This is a genomic window from Plantactinospora sp. ZYX-F-223 (genome assembly GCF_039649625.1).
Taxonomy (GTDB): domain Bacteria; phylum Actinomycetota; class Actinomycetes; order Mycobacteriales; family Micromonosporaceae; genus Plantactinospora.
This window is the reverse complement of sequence record NZ_JBDJAV010000064.1, coordinates 24,229-38,705: the sequence shown is the minus strand read 5'-3', so window position 1 is coordinate 38,705 and position 14,477 is coordinate 24,229. Positions and strand designations below refer to the sequence as shown.

The following is a 14,477-nucleotide window of genomic DNA, read 5'->3' as shown; positions in this document are numbered from 1 at the left end:
TATTCCACCGGCCATGCCGGGACCGAGTTGATCTTGGGCCAGATTCGGACACGGCGGACATCGCGCCCAGACGCGTGCGGCAGACGACATGAACCAGCGCCGAACGCCTCCACATGCAGTCGCATCGATATCCGCTTATCCTGATGCGATGCTTATCCGGATAGTCACCTCTGCACTACTCACCGCATCCATCGTCGTGTTGGGCACCGGTACGGTGGCGAGCGCCGTCGAGACCGGGCAGTTCCGTGGTGAGGGCTACAGCAGCATGGGGCTGGCCTATCACTGGGCATACGGCCAGGCCCTGGGCAGGGCCCGGGACGCCGGTTTCACCGACTGCGAAGTGATCGACAGTTACACCTGGCCCGGCGGGTACGAGGCATGGGTGCTGCTGGAGTGCACTCGCTGACCGGCCGCCCGCATCGGGTGTCAGCGGTTCTCCGGTGCCTCCGCCGGACGCAATGCCGCGACGATCGCCTCCGCCGTACGCCGGCCAATCCCCGGCACCTCGGCGATCTCCTCCAGCGTGGCCGCCGACAGCCGCTTCACCGATCCGAAGTGTCGCAGCAGTGCCTTGCGGCGTATCTCGCCGAGGCCGGGGACGTGGTCGAGGCCGGAGACGGTCATCCGCTTGGAGCGGCGCTGCCGGTGGAAGGTGATGGCGAACCGGTGGGCCTCGTCCCGGACCCGTTGCAGCAGATAGAGCCCTTCGGAGGTGCGCGGCAGGATGACCGGGAACTCGTCGCCGGGCAGCCACACCTCCTCCAGCCGCTTGGCCAGCCCGCAGAGCGCGATGTCGTCGAGGCCCAGTTCGGCGAAGACCTCCGCAGCGGCGGCGACCTGGGGCTGCCCGCCGTCCACCACCACGAGCTGCGGCGGGTATGCGAACTTCCGTGGCCGCCCGGTGGTCGGGTCGATGCCCGGCCGGTCCGGGTCGGAGGCCATCTCGTCACCGATCTCCCCGGTCTCGCCCCGGGCCTGGAGGTAGCGGGCGAACCGCCGGCGCAGCACCTCGGAGAGCGCCGACAGGTCGTCGGTGGCTCCCCGCACCACGAACCGCCGGTATTCGCTCTTGCGCGGCAGGCCGTCCTCGAAGACGACCATGCTGGCCACCACGTCGGTGCCCTGGATCTGCGAGACGTCGTAGCACTCGATCCGCAGCGGCGCGGTACGCAGCCCGAGCGCCTCGGTGATCTCGTCCAGCGCCTCGCTGCGGGTGGTCAGGTCACCGGCCCGGCGCAGCTTGTGCCGGGTCAGCGCCTCGGCCGCGTTGCGGGCCACCGTCTCCAGCAGCGCCTTCTTGTCGCCGCGCTGCGGCACCCGCAGGGCCACCTTGCTGCCCCGCCGCGCCGACAGCCACTCGGCCAGCGCGTCGACGTCGGCCGGCAGCGCGGGCACCAGCAGCTCGCGGGGCACGTCGCCTTCCCCTTCGGCCCCGCCGTAGACCTGGGAGCAGAAGTGGTGCACCAGGTCTCCGGTGGTCAGGTCCTCGACCTTCTCCACCACCCAGCCGCGCTGGCCGCGTACCCGGCCGTCCCGGACGTGGAAGACCTGGACCGCCGCCTCCAGCGGATCCTCGGCGAACGCCACCACGTCGGCGTCGGTGCCGTCGCCGAAGACCACGGTCTGCTTCTCCATCGCCCGGCGCAGCGCCACGATGTCGTCGCGCAGCCGGGCGGCCCGCTCGAACTCCAGCGCCTCGCTGGCCTCGCCCATCTCGCGTTCGAGCCGGCGGACCATCTGGTCGGTGCGGCCGGCCATGAAGTCGCAGAACTCGTCGACGATCCGGCGGTGCTCGTCGGCCGAGGCCCGGCCGACGCACGGGGCCGAGCACTTGCCGATGTCACCGAGCAGGCACGGCCGGCCGATCTGGGCCTGCCGCCGGAACACCCCGGCGGAGCAGGTCCGGGCCGGGAAGACCCGGAGTAGCAGGTCCAGCGTCTCGCGGATCGCCCAGGCGTGCGAGTACGGCCCGAAGTAGCGCACCCCCTTGCGCTTGGCGCCCCGCATCACCTGGAGCCGGGGGAACTCCTCGTCGAGGGTGACCGCGAGATAGGGGTACGACTTGTCGTCCCGATAGCGCACGTTGAACCGGGGGTCGTACTGCTTGATCCAGTTGTACTCGAGCTGGAGCGCCTCGACCTCGGTGCCGACGGTGACCCAGTCCACGCTGCCGGCGGTGGTGACCATCTGCTGGGTGCGCTGGTGCAGGTTCCACAGGTCGCCGAAGTAGGAATTGAGGCGGCTGCGCAGGCTCTTGGCCTTGCCGACATAGATCACCCGGCCGGTCGGATCCCGGAATCGGTATACCCCGGGCAGGTCGGGAATCGTGCCCGGTGCCGGGCGATAGGTAGCGGGGTCGGGCACGCCGACAAGCGTAGACCCCGCCTGGGACACCGCCTGGCGCGGCGACGGAGGGTCGGCCGCGCCAGGCGTACGCCGGCTCAGGCCAGGACGATGTTGTCCCCGTCGACGGTGACCTTCTTCTCGGCCAGCGGCTTGGTGGCCGGGCCACCCTTGACCGAGCCGTCCGCGACCGAGAACTTGCTGAAGTGGCAACTACAGTTGATCGTGCCGCCGTCGACGGCGGTCACCGGGCACTGCTGGTGGGTGCAGATCGAGCTGAAGGCCTTGAACTCGCCCTCGGTCGGCTGGGTGACCACGATCTGCTGCTCCGCAATGATCTTGCCGCCGCCGACCGGGATCTCGCTCTTCTTGGCCAGCGCGGCGGCGCCGCCACCCTCGGCCGGAGCGCTCGCCGAACCGCTGGGGGCCGGAGCGCCGGCCGACGGGCTGCTTCCGGTGCCGTCGAGCGCGTCGTCGTCGCCGGTGCCGCACGCGGCCAACACCACGGACACGCCAACCACACCCGCACCGGCCAACAGCGCCCGTCGGGTCTGCGTGCCCGGCCCGGTCAGTTCGTCACTCATACCTAGCCTTCCTCTTCGGCGCCGCGCTCCTGGTCGTCCGCGGCCACGCCCGAAGACACGGATATATCCACCAACCGGTTCAACCGGCCCGGCGTCAGGACTTTCCGGTACGCCGGCTCTTCGCCGGCCCGGTCTTCGCGGCCGTGGTCTTCGCCGTCGTACCCGCCCGGGCGGCGCCGCCCTTCACCGTACCGCCGCCGGCCCGGCCGTTGCCGGCCTTCGCGGTACCGTCACCACCCTTGGCCACGCCGCCGTTTGCCCTGGTCACACCGCCGTTGGCCGGCGCCGCTCCGGCGGCCTTCGCACCGCCGCCGGCGGCCTTCGCGGTGCCGTTGGTCTTCGCGGTGCCGTTGGCCCGGGCCGCCCGGGTGGTGGCCGCGCTCGCTCCCCGGGCCGGTCCGGTCAGCCCGAGCACCGGCCGGAGGAACTGCCCGGTGTGGCTCTCCGGCACCTCCGCCAGCTCCTCCGGGGTACCGGCGGCCAGCACCGTGCCGCCCCGGTGCCCGCCCTCCGGGCCCATGTCGACCAGCCAGTCGGCGGTCTTGATCACGTCCAGGTTGTGCTCGATGACGATCACCGTGTTGCCCTTGTCGACCAGGCTCTCCAGCACCCCGAGCAGCTTGCGGATGTCCTCGAAGTGCAGCCCGGTGGTCGGCTCGTCGAGCACGTACACCGTCCGGCCGGTGGAGCGCTTCTGCAGCTCGGAGGCGAGCTTGACCCGCTGCGCCTCGCCGCCGGAGAGGGTCGGTGCCGGCTGGCCGAGCCGGACGTACCCGAGGCCGACGTCGACCAGGGTCTTCAGGTGCCGGTGGATGGCCGGGATCGCCGAGAAGAACTCGGCCGCCTCCTCGATCGGCATCTCCAGGATGTCGGAGACCGTCCGCCCCTTGTAGTGCACCTCCAGGGTCTCCCGGTTGTAGCGGGCACCCTTGCAGACCTCACACGGCACGTAGACGTCGGGCAGGAAGTTCATCTCGATCTTGATCGTGCCGTCGCCGCTGCACGCCTCGCACCGGCCGCCCTTGACGTTGAAGGAGAACCGGCCCGGCCCGTAGCCGCGGACCTTCGCCTCGGTGGTCTCGGCGAAGAGCTTGCGGACGTGGTCCCAGACCCCGGTGTAGGTCGCCGGGTTGGACCTCGGGGTACGCCCGATCGGCGACTGGTCGACCCCGACCACCTTGTCGACGTGCTCCAGGCCGGTGATCCGGGTGTGCCGGCCGGGCACCAGCCGGGCCCCGTTGATCTGGTTGGCGAGTACGGCGTAGAGGATGTCGTTGACCAGCGTCGACTTGCCCGAACCGCTGACCCCGGTGACCGCGATGAACTGGCCGAGCGGGAACGAGACGGTCAGGTTCCGCAGGTTGTGCTCGCGCGCACCCTGCACCACCAGCTCCCGGCCCGGCATCTGCGGCCGGCGCCCCTGCGGGGTCGGGATCGACCGGCGCCCGGAGAGGTACGCCCCGGTCACCGAGTCGGTGTTGGCCAGCAGCTCCGGCACCGAACCGCTGTGCACGATCTTGCCGCCGTGCTCGCCGGCCCCCGGCCCGATGTCGACGATCCAGTCGGCCGTCCTGATGGTGTCCTCGTCGTGCTCCACCACGATCAGCGTGTTGCCCAGCCCCTTGAGCCGGACCAGCGTCTCGATCAGCCGGTGGTTGTCCCGCTGGTGCAGCCCGATCGACGGCTCGTCCAGCACGTAGAGCACCCCGACCAGACCGGAGCCGATCTGGGTGGCGAGCCGGATCCGCTGCGCCTCGCCGCCGGAGAGGGTGCCGGCCGGCCGGTCCAGCGACAGGTAGTCCAGGCCGACGTCGACCAGGAAGCGGAGCCGGGCGTTGATCTCCTTGAGCACCCGCTCGGCGATCATCTTCTGCCGGTCGGTCAGGGTCATCCCACCGAGCAGCTCCGCGCACTCGCCGACCGACAGTGCGCAGACCTCGGCGATGTTCCGCCCGCCCAGGGTGACCGCCAGCACCTCCGGCTTGAGCCGGCTGCCCCGGCAGACCGGGCAGGGCACGTCCCGCATGTACCCCTCGTACTTGTCGCGGGACCAGTCCGACTCGGTGTCGTTGTGCCGCCGCTCGATCCACTGCACCACGCCCTCGAAGCCGGTGTAGTAGGAGCGCTCGCGGCCGTACTTGTTGCGGTAGCGCACGTGCACCTGGTCGCCGGAGCCGTGCAGGATGGTCTTCTGCGCCCGGGACGGGAGCGCCCGCCACGGGGTGTCGAGGTCGAAGTGCTCGGCCTCGCCCAACGCCTGCAACAGGCGGAGGAAGTATTCCTGGGTGTGCCCGCCGGACCACGGCTGGACAGCACCCTCGCGCAGCGTCCGCTCCGGATCGGGTACGACGAGTTCGGCGTCGACCTCCTTCTTGGTGCCCAGCCCGGTGCACTCGGGGCAGGCGCCGTACGGGGCGTTGAAGGAGAAGACCCGGGGTTCGAGGTCCTCGATCGCCAGCGGGTGGTCGTTGGGGCAGGCCAGGTGCTCGGAGTAGCGCCGTTCCCGCCCCGGGTCGTCCTCGGGCAGGTCGACGAAGTCGAGCAGCACCAGCCCGCCGGAGAGCCCGAGCGCGGACTCCACCGAGTCGGTGAGCCGCTGCTTGGCACTCCCCTTGACGGTGAGCCGGTCCACCACCACCTCGATGGTGTGCTTCTCCTGCTTCTTCAGCTTCGGCGGCTCGGTCAGCGGATAGACCACCCCGTCGACCCGGGCCCGGGCGTAACCCTTGGCCTGGAGTTCGGCGAAGAGGTCGACGTACTCGCCCTTGCGGCCGCGCACCACCGGCGCCAGCACCATGAACCGGGTGCCCTCGTCCATCGCCAGCACCCGGTCGACGATCTGCTGCGGGCTCTGCTTGGAGATCTTCTCGCCGCAGATCGGGCAGTGCGGCTCGCCGACCCGGGCGAAGAGCAGCCGGAGGTAGTCGTAGACCTCGGTGATGGTGCCGACGGTGGAGCGCGGGTTGCGCGAGGTGGACTTCTGGTCGATCGAGACGGCCGGGCTCAGGCCCTCGATGAAGTCGACGTCCGGCTTGTCCATCTGGCCGAGGAACTGCCGGGCGTACGACGACAGCGACTCCACGTAACGTCGCTGGCCCTCGGCGAAGATCGTGTCGAAGGCCAGGCTGGACTTGCCGGAACCGGAGAGCCCGGTGAAGACGATCAGGGCGTCGCGTGGCAGGTCGAGGTTGACGTCGCGCAGGTTGTGTTCACGCGCGCCACGGATGATCAGTCGGTCGGCCACTGTCCGCGCACTCCCGGGGAGAAAAGATATGTTCTGTCCGATTTGGTGGCGCAGAGAAGCGCCTCGGCAACTCTAGCCCCGGCGTATGACAGTTTTCCCCGCCGGCAGATTCCCGCAGGTCAACGCCCCCGATCCCGGCAGCTCACCGCCCCGGGCCGCCCCGACTCCGCTGCTCCTTGCGAATCCGCTTCCATTTGTACCGCTCCTCGGCCGCCAGCCGCGCGTCCCGACGGCGTGTCTCGTACGCCACCTCGCGCTGGAGTTTCTGCCAGCTCGCCCAGCGCCGCGGGCTCAGCTCGCCGGTCTCCAGCGCGCCCTGGATCGCGCAGCCCGGCTCGCCCCGGTGCCCGCAGTCGGCGAACCGGCAGGCGGCGACGAGTGCGGCCACGTCGGCGAAGGCCTGGTCCAGCCCGACCGCCGCGTCGAGCAGACCCACCGCCCGCACGCCCGGGGTGTCCAGCACCGCTCCCCCGCCCGGGATCGGGATCAGTTGCCGGTGCGTGGTGGTGTGCCGGCCCTTGCCGTCCACCCCGCGTACCCCCTGGGTGGTCATCACCGTCGCGCCGGCCAGCGCGTTCACCAGCGTCGACTTGCCGGCACCGGACGGCCCGAGCAGCGCCAGGGTCCGGCCGGCGGCGACCCACGGGCGCAGCCGGGCCAGCCCGGTACCGCGCTGGGCGCTCACCGGCAGCACCTCGACGCCCGGCGCCGCCTCGCCGAGCTGCTCGGCCACCGCCGCCGGATCGGCCACCAGGTCACATTTGGTGAGCACCAGCAGTGGGGTGGCGCCGGACTCCCAGGCCAGCGCGAGCAGCCGCTCGATCCGGGCCACGTCCGGCGACGGATGCAGCGGCTCGATCACCGCCGCCGCATCGGCGTTGGCCGCCAACACCTGGCCGGTCGAGTCCTTGTCGGCGGTCCGCCGCACGATCGCGGTACGCCGGGGCAGCACCGTCTCCACGGTCAGTCGCCCGTCCGGCCAGTCCCGGACCAGCACCCAGTCCCCCGCACAGGGCAGGTTGACGGCGTCCCGGGCGGCTGCGACCAGCACCCCGCCACCGAGACTGGCCCGGACCGGTCCGGCCGTGACGAGCACCGTGCAGATCCCCCGGTCGGCCCGGACGACCCGCCCCGGCCGTAGTTCGTCGCCGCGGTCCAGGTACGCCGCGGCCGCGGACGCGTCCCAGCCGAGGGACGCGAGATCGAAGGTCATGTCAACCCTTGTCGTCAGGAGTGGAATTCAGCAGTCGAATTCAGAAGTGGAAACGGTGGCCCCGCGCACTGCGACCGGCATGCATCCCACCTCCTCACGCCATGCGGGTGTGGTGTCGACGGTAGGTGCTGCTCCGGCCAGACCGAAAGCCAATTCCGCCCGCCACTCCCGGCGGAGGCGTCCGGGCCCCTCCGGTCGTCGAGCGCTATCGTCGTGAGTCGTGACACTCGACCCACTCGCGCTGCTGCCCGAGGTGGACCGGGCGACGGACCGGCTGTTGCGGACCGTCGACGGGCTCGACGAGGCGGCGATCGGCGAGCCGTCCCTGCTCCCCGGTTGGACCCGGGGACACGTGCTCAGCCACCTCGCCCGGAACGCCGACAGCTTCGTCAACCTGCTGACCTCGGCGCGTACCGGCGAGGACATCCCGCAGTACCCGAACCCGGCGGCCCGGAACGCGGACATCGCCGCCGGCGCGGCCCGGCCGGCCGCCGTCCAGCTCGCCGACCTGCGGGCCAGCGCGGAACGGTTCGTCGAGGCCGCCCGGGTGCTGCCCGCGGACGCCTGGGCCGCACAGGTCCGCTCCGCCCGGGGGCTGCGGCCCGCCGCCACCCTGGCCTGGGGGCGGCTGCGCGAGGTGGAGGTGCACCACGTCGACCTCGCCGCCGGCTACCGGACCGCCGACTGGCCGGACGCGTTCAGCCAGCGACTGCTGCACGAGGTGGTGCACGACCTGGCCGAGCGGGACGATCCACTCGCCCTGGTGCTGCTGCCGGCGGAGACCGGGCAACCGCTGACCGTCCACACCGGGCGGGGCCGGCCGGTCGGCATCCCGGCCCCGGACAGCGGCCCGGAACTGCGCACCGTCGCCGGCCCGGCGCACGAACTGGCCGGCTGGCTGACCGGACGGAACAGCGGTACCGGCCTCGTGGTCACGCCCGCCGGGCCGCTGCCGGCACCCCCGCCCTGGATCTGATCCGCCGACCCGACTCTGCTCCGCCGACCAACTCGGAGGCACCCGAACATGAGCTACACCGGAGACGTCGTCGCCGACGGCCCACCCGACGTACGCGAGCTGACCGGCCTCGCCGTCAGCAAGCTCTCGGTCGGCCCGATGGACAACAACGCGTACCTGCTGCGCTGCGCCTCGACCGGCGAACAGGTGCTGATCGACGCGGCCAACGAGGCACCCCGACTACTGGAACTGATCGGCGACGGCGGGCTGGCCGCCGTGGTCACCACGCACCGGCACATGGACCACTGGGTCGCGCTGGAAGAGGTGGTGGCCAGCACCGGGGCCCGGTCGCTGGTGCACGCCGACGACGCGGACGGGCTGCCGATCCCCTCCGAACCGCTCACCGACGGCGACCGGATCCGGGTCGGCGACCGCGAACTAGAGGTGATCCACATCGTCGGACACACCCCCGGCTCCGTCGCGCTGCTCTATCGGGACGAGGTCGACGGGACGCACCTGTTCACCGGGGACTCGCTGTTTCCGGGCGGGGTGGGCAACACCGACCGGGATCCGGTGCGGTTCGGCTCGCTGATCAACGACGTGGAGCAGAAGATCTTCGACCGGCTGCCGGACGCGACCTGGTTCTATCCGGGCCACGGTCGGGACAGCACGCTCGGCGCCGAGCGGCCGTCGCTACCGGAGTGGCGCGCCCGGGGCTGGTGAGTCCGGCCGCTCGGGACGCGTCGGCTCTTGGCGCGGTTAGCTAATGGGTGTAGCTTTAAAGCTATGACTGACACCCACTACCTTCGCCGCCCGGAGGGGCGCATCGCGTACGACCTCTGGGACGGCGACGGCCCGCTGGTGATCTGCACACCGGGGATGGGCGAGCTGCGCCAGTCGTACCGGCTGCTCGCGCCGAAGCTGGTCGAGGCGGGCTACCGGGTGGCCGTCATGGACATCCGGGGGCACGGCGACAGCGACACCAGCTTCTCGCGGTACGACGACGTCGCGCTCGCCAGCGACCTGCTCGCCCTCCTCGACGAACTCGGCGGGTCCGGATACCTGGTCGGCAACTCCATGGGCGCCGGAGCCGCCGTGATCGCCGCCGCCGACGCCCCGGCGAAGGTACGCGGCCTCGCCCTGCTCGGCCCGTTCGTCCGGAACCCCGCCGGGGCGGCCGTGATGAACCTGCTGTTCCGGATCATGCTCGTCCGGCCCTGGGGCCCGGCGGCCTTCCTCGGCTACTACCCGAAGTGGCTGCCCGGCACCAAGCCCGAGGGCTACCAGCAGCACCTCGCCCGGGTGCGCGACAACCTGCGCCGGCCGGGACACTGGCCGGCCTTCGTGCAGACCACCCGCACCTCGCACGAACCGGCCCGGCAACGGCTGCCCGAGGTCTCGGCCCCCGCCGTCGTGGTGATGGGCGCGGCCGACGTGGACTGGAAGGACCCGGCGGCCGAGGCGCACTGGATCGGCGAACAGCTCGGAGCCGAGGTGGTGATGGTGCCCGGAGTGGGTCACTTCCCGCAGGCCCAGGCGCCCGACGTGGTGGCGGCCGCGGTGACCCGCCTGGTCGAACAGGTCCGCTGAGTCCGATGTGCTCGTTGCCGGCACCGCGGTCCACCGGTGCCGGCAACGATGCTGAGCGGCTATTGCCGCCCGCCGACCGGACGGTGCGGGGAAAAGCCGAAAAAGATGTTGCTCCGCGCGGGAGCGGCCCCTACCGTAGTTACCACAGCGATCAACAAAGCGACACCGAAACGACAGGGAGCATCCGATGTTGTGGCAGGCCTCATCGCGAGCGTGGCGGCAGAAGCCGTACGTTCCGGCGGGCTACGCCATGCTCGGGCGCCCCGTCCACCTAAGCGCCGGCGAATGTGCCGAGCTGGGCGGCTGGCGGACGTAACGCGACTCCACTCGCGTCTACGCCGCCCTCCCAGACCCGGGACCGGGCGGCGTTTCTTTTGCCCACGGGCTTTCACCACACAGGGGTGTGGCGCAACTGGCAGCGCAGCGGCCTCCAAATCCGAAGGTTGCAGGTTCGAGTCCTGTCACCCCTGCTTCTCCCCCGACCTCGGCCGGCGGGACCGGTACCACGTTGAGAACTCCACAGTGGATGGCATAGATGATGCCCGGCCGGCGCCGTACCACCGCGCCGGCCGGGCCGATCCGGGGCGAGGGAGACGGCTGACCCGCCTGTTTTGGGAACAGGAGACACCGAGTTCGATTCTCGGGTCCCGGACGAGTTTCAGTGTATTCGGGGCGACTCCGCCCCCGCCCGGACCGTTGGAGTAGTGGTTATCTCGCCAGACTCTCACTCTGGAGAAGGCCGGTTCGATTCCGGCACGGTCTACGCACGACATCGCGGCCATAGCGGGGCGGCAGAGCGCCTGGCTTCCACCCAGAGGACCGGAGTTCGATTCTCCGTGGCCGTTCGGCAGTACCCCGACGGGGAATGGTGTAACTGGCAACATGCCCGGCTTTGGACCGGGAGACGGTAACGCTCGTGCTGGTTCGAGTCCAGCTTCCCCGGCCACCCGCTCCGGTAGCCCAACGGTAGGAGGCAGCGCGCTCAAAACGCGCACAGTGTGCGTTCGAATCGCACCCGGAGCATTTTCCCACGCGGCTGTAGCGCAGTTGGCAGCGCGCCACCTTGCCATGGTGGAGGTCCCGGGTTCAAATCCCGGTAGCCGCTCCGAACCCCGTGCGGGGAGTTCCGTGACGAGAGTCGCGTGACATCGACGAGAGAAGGAGGTATCCGGTGGACGTACTGGTCATCAACGCCGACCTCGGCCCGCTCCACCGGGTCAGTCTCCGGCACGCCGTACGGATGCTGGTCCGGCGCGTCGCCGAGGTGCACGAGGCGGTACCGGACCGGCTGATCGGGGTCTACCCGGTGCCGACGGTGGTCCGCCTGGTGAAGTACGTCCTCACCAGGTGGCGCTTCAGCTCGGGACCGGCCTGGTCCCGGTCGGGTGTGCTCACTCGGGACGGCCGCCGGTGCGGCTACTGCGGTGGTCACGCGAGCACCGTCGACCACATCCTGCCCCGCTCCCGTGGAGGCCGGAACACCTGGACCAACACCGTCGCGTCCTGCGACGGCTGCAATCAGCGCAAGGCAGACCGCACCCCCGCCGAGGCGGGCATGGTGCTGCGGTCGGCGGCGACGGTCCCCAGTTGGGCCGCGCTGACCCGGCGCTGACGGCGGCCGGCGGATTTCCCCGCCGGCCGCCATTTCCGGATCGTCCAACTGGCAGGACACCTGATTCTGATTCAGGAAATCGAGGTTCAAATCCTTGTCCGGAAGCGCGATGCCCTCGTGGCCCAATTGGTAGAGGCGCCAGGTCGAGAGCCTGGTCACGTGCGCGTTCGAGTCGCGCCGAGGGCACTTCGGGGTGGGTGCTGGTGCACAGTGTTGCCTTGCAAGCTGCGCGTGCGCGGTTCGATCCCGCGTCACTCCACTGAACCATTTTCAACCTGAACCGCGCGGCGCTCACACACCGCGTCCGACCCTGCGGCTGACGGACCGCAAGGGGAGGTTGAAAAAGGTTCACCCATGCCCGGGTAGCCCAACGGAAGAGGCCGCTGGCTCAGAACCAGTGTGTTGCAGGTTCGACTCCTGCTCCGGGTACGTACGCGCCGTCGGCGCGGTTCGGAAGGATGGCCGAGAGGTCGATGGCACCGCCCCGCTAAGGCGGACCGGCGCACCGCCGGCGAGGGTTCGAATCCCTCTCCTTCCGCTTCCTGCCCTTGTAGCTCAGTGGATAGAGCGGCGGCCTACGAAGCCGTGTCGAGCGGAGGTTCGAATCCTCCCAGGGGTACGACATCGGGACGTGGCGCAGCTTGGTAGCGCGCCGCACTGGGGGTGCGGCAATCAAGTTGGTCCTAGTACCATGCTGTTGTGAAGAAATGCGGTCGATGCAAGGCGCATAAGCCATTCTCTGACTTTCAGAAGAACGCGCGTACGCGCGACGGATTACAGCACCAGTGTCGTCCTTGCCGAAAGGTGATCGACGCAGAGAGTTGGGCCAAACATTCGTTGCGTCGAGAGGCGCGTAAAACGCAGCTCCGAATGGAGGTCTTACAGGCAGTTCGCGCCTTCAAAGCGGAGAACCCATGCATGGACTGCGGTAACCGCTACCACCCGGCCGCAATGCAGTTCGACCATAGGCCCGGCGAGCAGAAGCGGGACAATGTTGCCAGCCTGGCTCGCCGGGCTGCCGGGCGAGCTGTCTGGAAAGAGATCGCCAAGTGCGACCTTGTTTGCGCAAACTGCCACGCGGTACGTACCTACAATCGTCGCGGATGTGATGATATCGAGATTGAAACTTTGAGCGAGATATAGCTCACCTTGGCGGATTGCCTGGCCGGGAGCTGAGAACGTCGTCGGTTCAAGTCCGGCCGTCCCGACTTCGACCGGGTCGCCGTACGTGGCGGCGACGACTATCGTCTGCCCGACGAGACCGAGAGGATCATGGTGCCCAATCCCACCGAACTGCACAAGGTCAACGCGCTGGTGCAGGGCTTCAAGCCGCAGGCCAAGCGGGAGCTCACCGACGCGCACCGGCGTACCCAGAAGGCGCCGCCGCTCTCCGGCATCTCCCGGACCTACCAGCCGTTCGCCGACGACATCCGCGAGCAGTTGCCGCCGGAGTCGACCCGGGTGCAGTACACCGTCCAGGAGGTCCTCGACGAGGTCGCCACCACCATGGGTCGACTCTTCGACCTCCAGTTCCTCCAGGACACCGGCAACGCCACCGCCAAGGCCGACGTGGTGGTCGACGGGCGGACGCTGGTCCGCCAGGCACCGGTCACCTATCTGCTCTTCCTGGAGAAGCAGCTCGTCGACCTGCGTACCTTCGTCGACGGGCTGGCCACCCTGGACGCGGCGGAGCGGTGGGAGTTCGACCCCGACCGCGGCTGCTACGCGAGTACGCCGAGCCAGACCCAGAAGATGCGCAAGGTGCACCGCAACCACGTCAAGGCCGAGGCGACCGAGAAGCACCCGGCGCAGGTCGAGGTCTACACCGAGGACGTACCGGTGGGCACCTGGACCACGGTGAAGCTCTCCGGCGCCCTGCCGGCCGAACGGGTCAAGGTGCTGCGCGGCCGGGTCGACAAGCTGCTGGAGGCGGTGAAGGTGGCCCGCGAGGAGGCCAACAGCACCACCGTCGAGGACCGCACCGTCGGCGACGAGGTGTTCGGCTACCTGTTCGGGTAGTCTCCCAGGCACCCCCGTGGAGCGGGGGGTGGCGCGAGATGCGCCGAGACTGAGGCTGACCTGTCAGGCTCATCAACGGTGACGGTTCCAGTGGAGGTTCAAGTCCTCCCCTCGGCACTTCGGGCCGAGGTAGCCCAACCGGTAGAGGCAGACCGGCACCGAGCAGGCTGAGACTATCGCTCCAGGCTCAGCACCCCCACCGATCGCCAGATCTACCGACCACGACAACCTCGACGAGATGCTGGTTCGAGTCCAGTCTGCCGCTCTCCCTGCGGCGGTCGCTTAATGGCAAAGCACGTCGACTGCAGACTGATCGTGGAGCTTAAACGCCGCTGGCGTGCGAACGGGTGGAACTTCAGGACCCCCGGGGTCGGGCATACCCCGGGGGTCCGCCAAACTCTCGGAAGGCGCCGCCCGGCGGCGGGCGACCGGTCTTGAAAACCGGGGTGTCGGCAACGACAGGGGTTCGACTCCTCCGCCTTCCTCCAGCACATGTCTCGCGCCGCTAGCTCAATGGTCAGAGCAACGCACTCTTAATGCGTGGGTTCAGGGTTCAAGTCCCTGGCGGCGTACTGCGGGATAGCGCAGTGGTAGCGCGGCGGTCTCATAAACCGCAGGCCCCGGGTTCGACTCCCGGTCCCGCCCCCGTTCCGGTAGCTCAGTCGGAAGAGCATCGCGTCGACATCGCGAGGGTCGCTGGTTCGAGTCCAGCTCGGAACACGCACGTGGCGCCGTGGACGAGTGGCAAGAGTCGCCAGGCTTTCACCCTGGATTTCGCGGGTTCGAATCCCGTCGGCGCTACTTCGCTCCCGGATGCGCGTGGAGCGATGCCCGGATAGCTCAGTGGTGGCAGCGCCTCGTTCACACCGAGGAGGTCCCTGGTTCGATCCCAGGTCCGGGTACTGGCCGTAAGGCCG

The 14,477-nt window shown here is 69.8% G+C and carries 9 protein-coding genes, 18 tRNA genes and 1 pseudogene; 24 read left to right on the top strand and 4 right to left on the bottom strand.

All coding sequences use genetic code 11. From position 1 onward, the window contains the following. The first annotated feature begins 148 nt into the window (after positions 1-148). The gene (locus AAH979_RS38305; protein ID WP_346263014.1) at positions 149-406 is read left to right on the top strand and encodes a hypothetical protein; all 258 of its coding nucleotides are present in this window, start codon (positions 149-151) and stop codon (positions 404-406) included. A 20-nt stretch (positions 407-426) separates the two neighbouring features. On the opposite strand, the gene uvrC is transcribed toward AAH979_RS38305, so the two are convergent. The 4 genes and pseudogenes from uvrC to rsgA form a co-directional block, all read right to left on the bottom strand. Continuing rightward, entirely contained in the window at positions 427-2,364 is a 1,938-nt protein-coding gene (uvrC, locus tag AAH979_RS38300; RefSeq protein ID WP_346263013.1) for an excinuclease ABC subunit UvrC, read from the bottom strand. A gap of 77 nt (positions 2,365-2,441) precedes the next feature. Then, entirely contained in the window at positions 2,442-2,927 is a 486-nt protein-coding gene (locus tag AAH979_RS38295) for a Rieske (2Fe-2S) protein (RefSeq protein WP_346263012.1), read from the bottom strand. Positions 2,928-3,237: 310 nt separating this feature from the next. Then, positions 3,238-6,171: pseudogene (gene uvrA / locus AAH979_RS38290) on the bottom strand (excinuclease ABC subunit UvrA); the annotation flags it as partial. A gap of 142 nt (positions 6,172-6,313) precedes the next feature. After that, complete coding sequence (gene rsgA, locus AAH979_RS38285) at positions 6,314-7,384, bottom strand: ribosome small subunit-dependent GTPase A (RefSeq protein ID WP_346263011.1); 1,071 nt, start codon at positions 7,382-7,384, stop codon at positions 6,314-6,316. A gap of 220 nt (positions 7,385-7,604) precedes the next feature. Here rsgA and AAH979_RS38280 point away from each other — a divergent pair, with 220 nt between their 5' ends. The 23 genes from AAH979_RS38280 to AAH979_RS38170 all read left to right on the top strand — a co-directional run bounded on the left by AAH979_RS38280 (position 7,605) and on the right by AAH979_RS38170 (position 14,462). Continuing rightward, entirely contained in the window at positions 7,605-8,360 is a 756-nt protein-coding gene (locus tag AAH979_RS38280) for a maleylpyruvate isomerase family mycothiol-dependent enzyme (RefSeq protein ID WP_346263010.1), read from the top strand. Positions 8,361-8,408: 48 nt separating this feature from the next. After that, entirely contained in the window at positions 8,409-9,062 is a 654-nt protein-coding gene (locus tag AAH979_RS38275) for an MBL fold metallo-hydrolase (protein ID WP_346263009.1), read from the top strand. A 63-nt stretch (positions 9,063-9,125) separates the two neighbouring features. Beyond that, positions 9,126-9,929, top strand: coding sequence for an alpha/beta hydrolase (locus AAH979_RS38270; protein WP_346263008.1), 804 nt, complete (start codon positions 9,126-9,128; stop codon positions 9,927-9,929). Positions 9,930-10,326: 397 nt separating this feature from the next. After that, positions 10,327-10,399, top strand: a tRNA-Trp gene (locus tag AAH979_RS38265). A 109-nt stretch (positions 10,400-10,508) separates the two neighbouring features. Then, a tRNA-Pro gene (locus AAH979_RS38260) sits at positions 10,509-10,581 on the top strand. Between the two features lie 38 nt (positions 10,582-10,619). Next, positions 10,620-10,692: transfer RNA gene (locus tag AAH979_RS38255), tRNA-Glu, on the top strand. Positions 10,693-10,703: 11 nt separating this feature from the next. Beyond that, positions 10,704-10,774: transfer RNA gene (locus tag AAH979_RS38250), tRNA-Gly, on the top strand. Positions 10,775-10,788: 14 nt separating this feature from the next. After that, positions 10,789-10,875, top strand: a tRNA-Gln gene (locus AAH979_RS38245). A gap of 3 nt (positions 10,876-10,878) precedes the next feature. Then, positions 10,879-10,952: transfer RNA gene (locus AAH979_RS38240), tRNA-Leu, on the top strand. A 9-nt stretch (positions 10,953-10,961) separates the two neighbouring features. Then, positions 10,962-11,034, top strand: a tRNA-Gly gene (locus AAH979_RS38235). 66 nt (positions 11,035-11,100) lie between these two features. Beyond that, positions 11,101-11,541 (top strand): HNH endonuclease, encoded by a 441-nt coding sequence (locus tag AAH979_RS38230; protein ID WP_346263007.1) that lies wholly within the window; start codon positions 11,101-11,103, stop codon positions 11,539-11,541. 33 nt (positions 11,542-11,574) lie between these two features. Continuing rightward, positions 11,575-11,646, top strand: a tRNA-Gln gene (locus AAH979_RS38225). A gap of 6 nt (positions 11,647-11,652) precedes the next feature. Continuing rightward, positions 11,653-11,727 (top strand) — tRNA-Leu (locus tag AAH979_RS38220). Positions 11,728-11,897: 170 nt separating this feature from the next. After that, positions 11,898-11,970: transfer RNA gene (locus AAH979_RS38215), tRNA-Leu, on the top strand. A 23-nt stretch (positions 11,971-11,993) separates the two neighbouring features. After that, positions 11,994-12,079: transfer RNA gene (locus AAH979_RS38210), tRNA-Ser, on the top strand. Positions 12,080-12,085: 6 nt separating this feature from the next. Then, positions 12,086-12,160 (top strand) — tRNA-Arg (locus AAH979_RS38205). A 653-nt stretch (positions 12,161-12,813) separates the two neighbouring features. After that, on the top strand, positions 12,814-13,560 hold the full coding sequence (locus AAH979_RS38200) for a hypothetical protein (protein WP_346263006.1): 747 nt from the start codon (positions 12,814-12,816) through the stop codon (positions 13,558-13,560). 402 nt (positions 13,561-13,962) lie between these two features. Next, a tRNA-Ser gene (locus AAH979_RS38195) sits at positions 13,963-14,048 on the top strand. 11 nt (positions 14,049-14,059) lie between these two features. Further along, positions 14,060-14,132 (top strand) — tRNA-Lys (locus tag AAH979_RS38190). A gap of 1 nt (position 14,133) precedes the next feature. Then, positions 14,134-14,205 (top strand) — tRNA-Met (locus tag AAH979_RS38185). Positions 14,206-14,207: 2 nt separating this feature from the next. Continuing rightward, a tRNA-Val gene (locus AAH979_RS38180) sits at positions 14,208-14,280 on the top strand. Between the two features lie 7 nt (positions 14,281-14,287). After that, positions 14,288-14,361: transfer RNA gene (locus AAH979_RS38175), tRNA-Glu, on the top strand. Positions 14,362-14,389: 28 nt separating this feature from the next. Next, a tRNA-Val gene (locus AAH979_RS38170) sits at positions 14,390-14,462 on the top strand. The last annotated feature ends 15 nt before the right edge of the window (positions 14,463-14,477 follow it).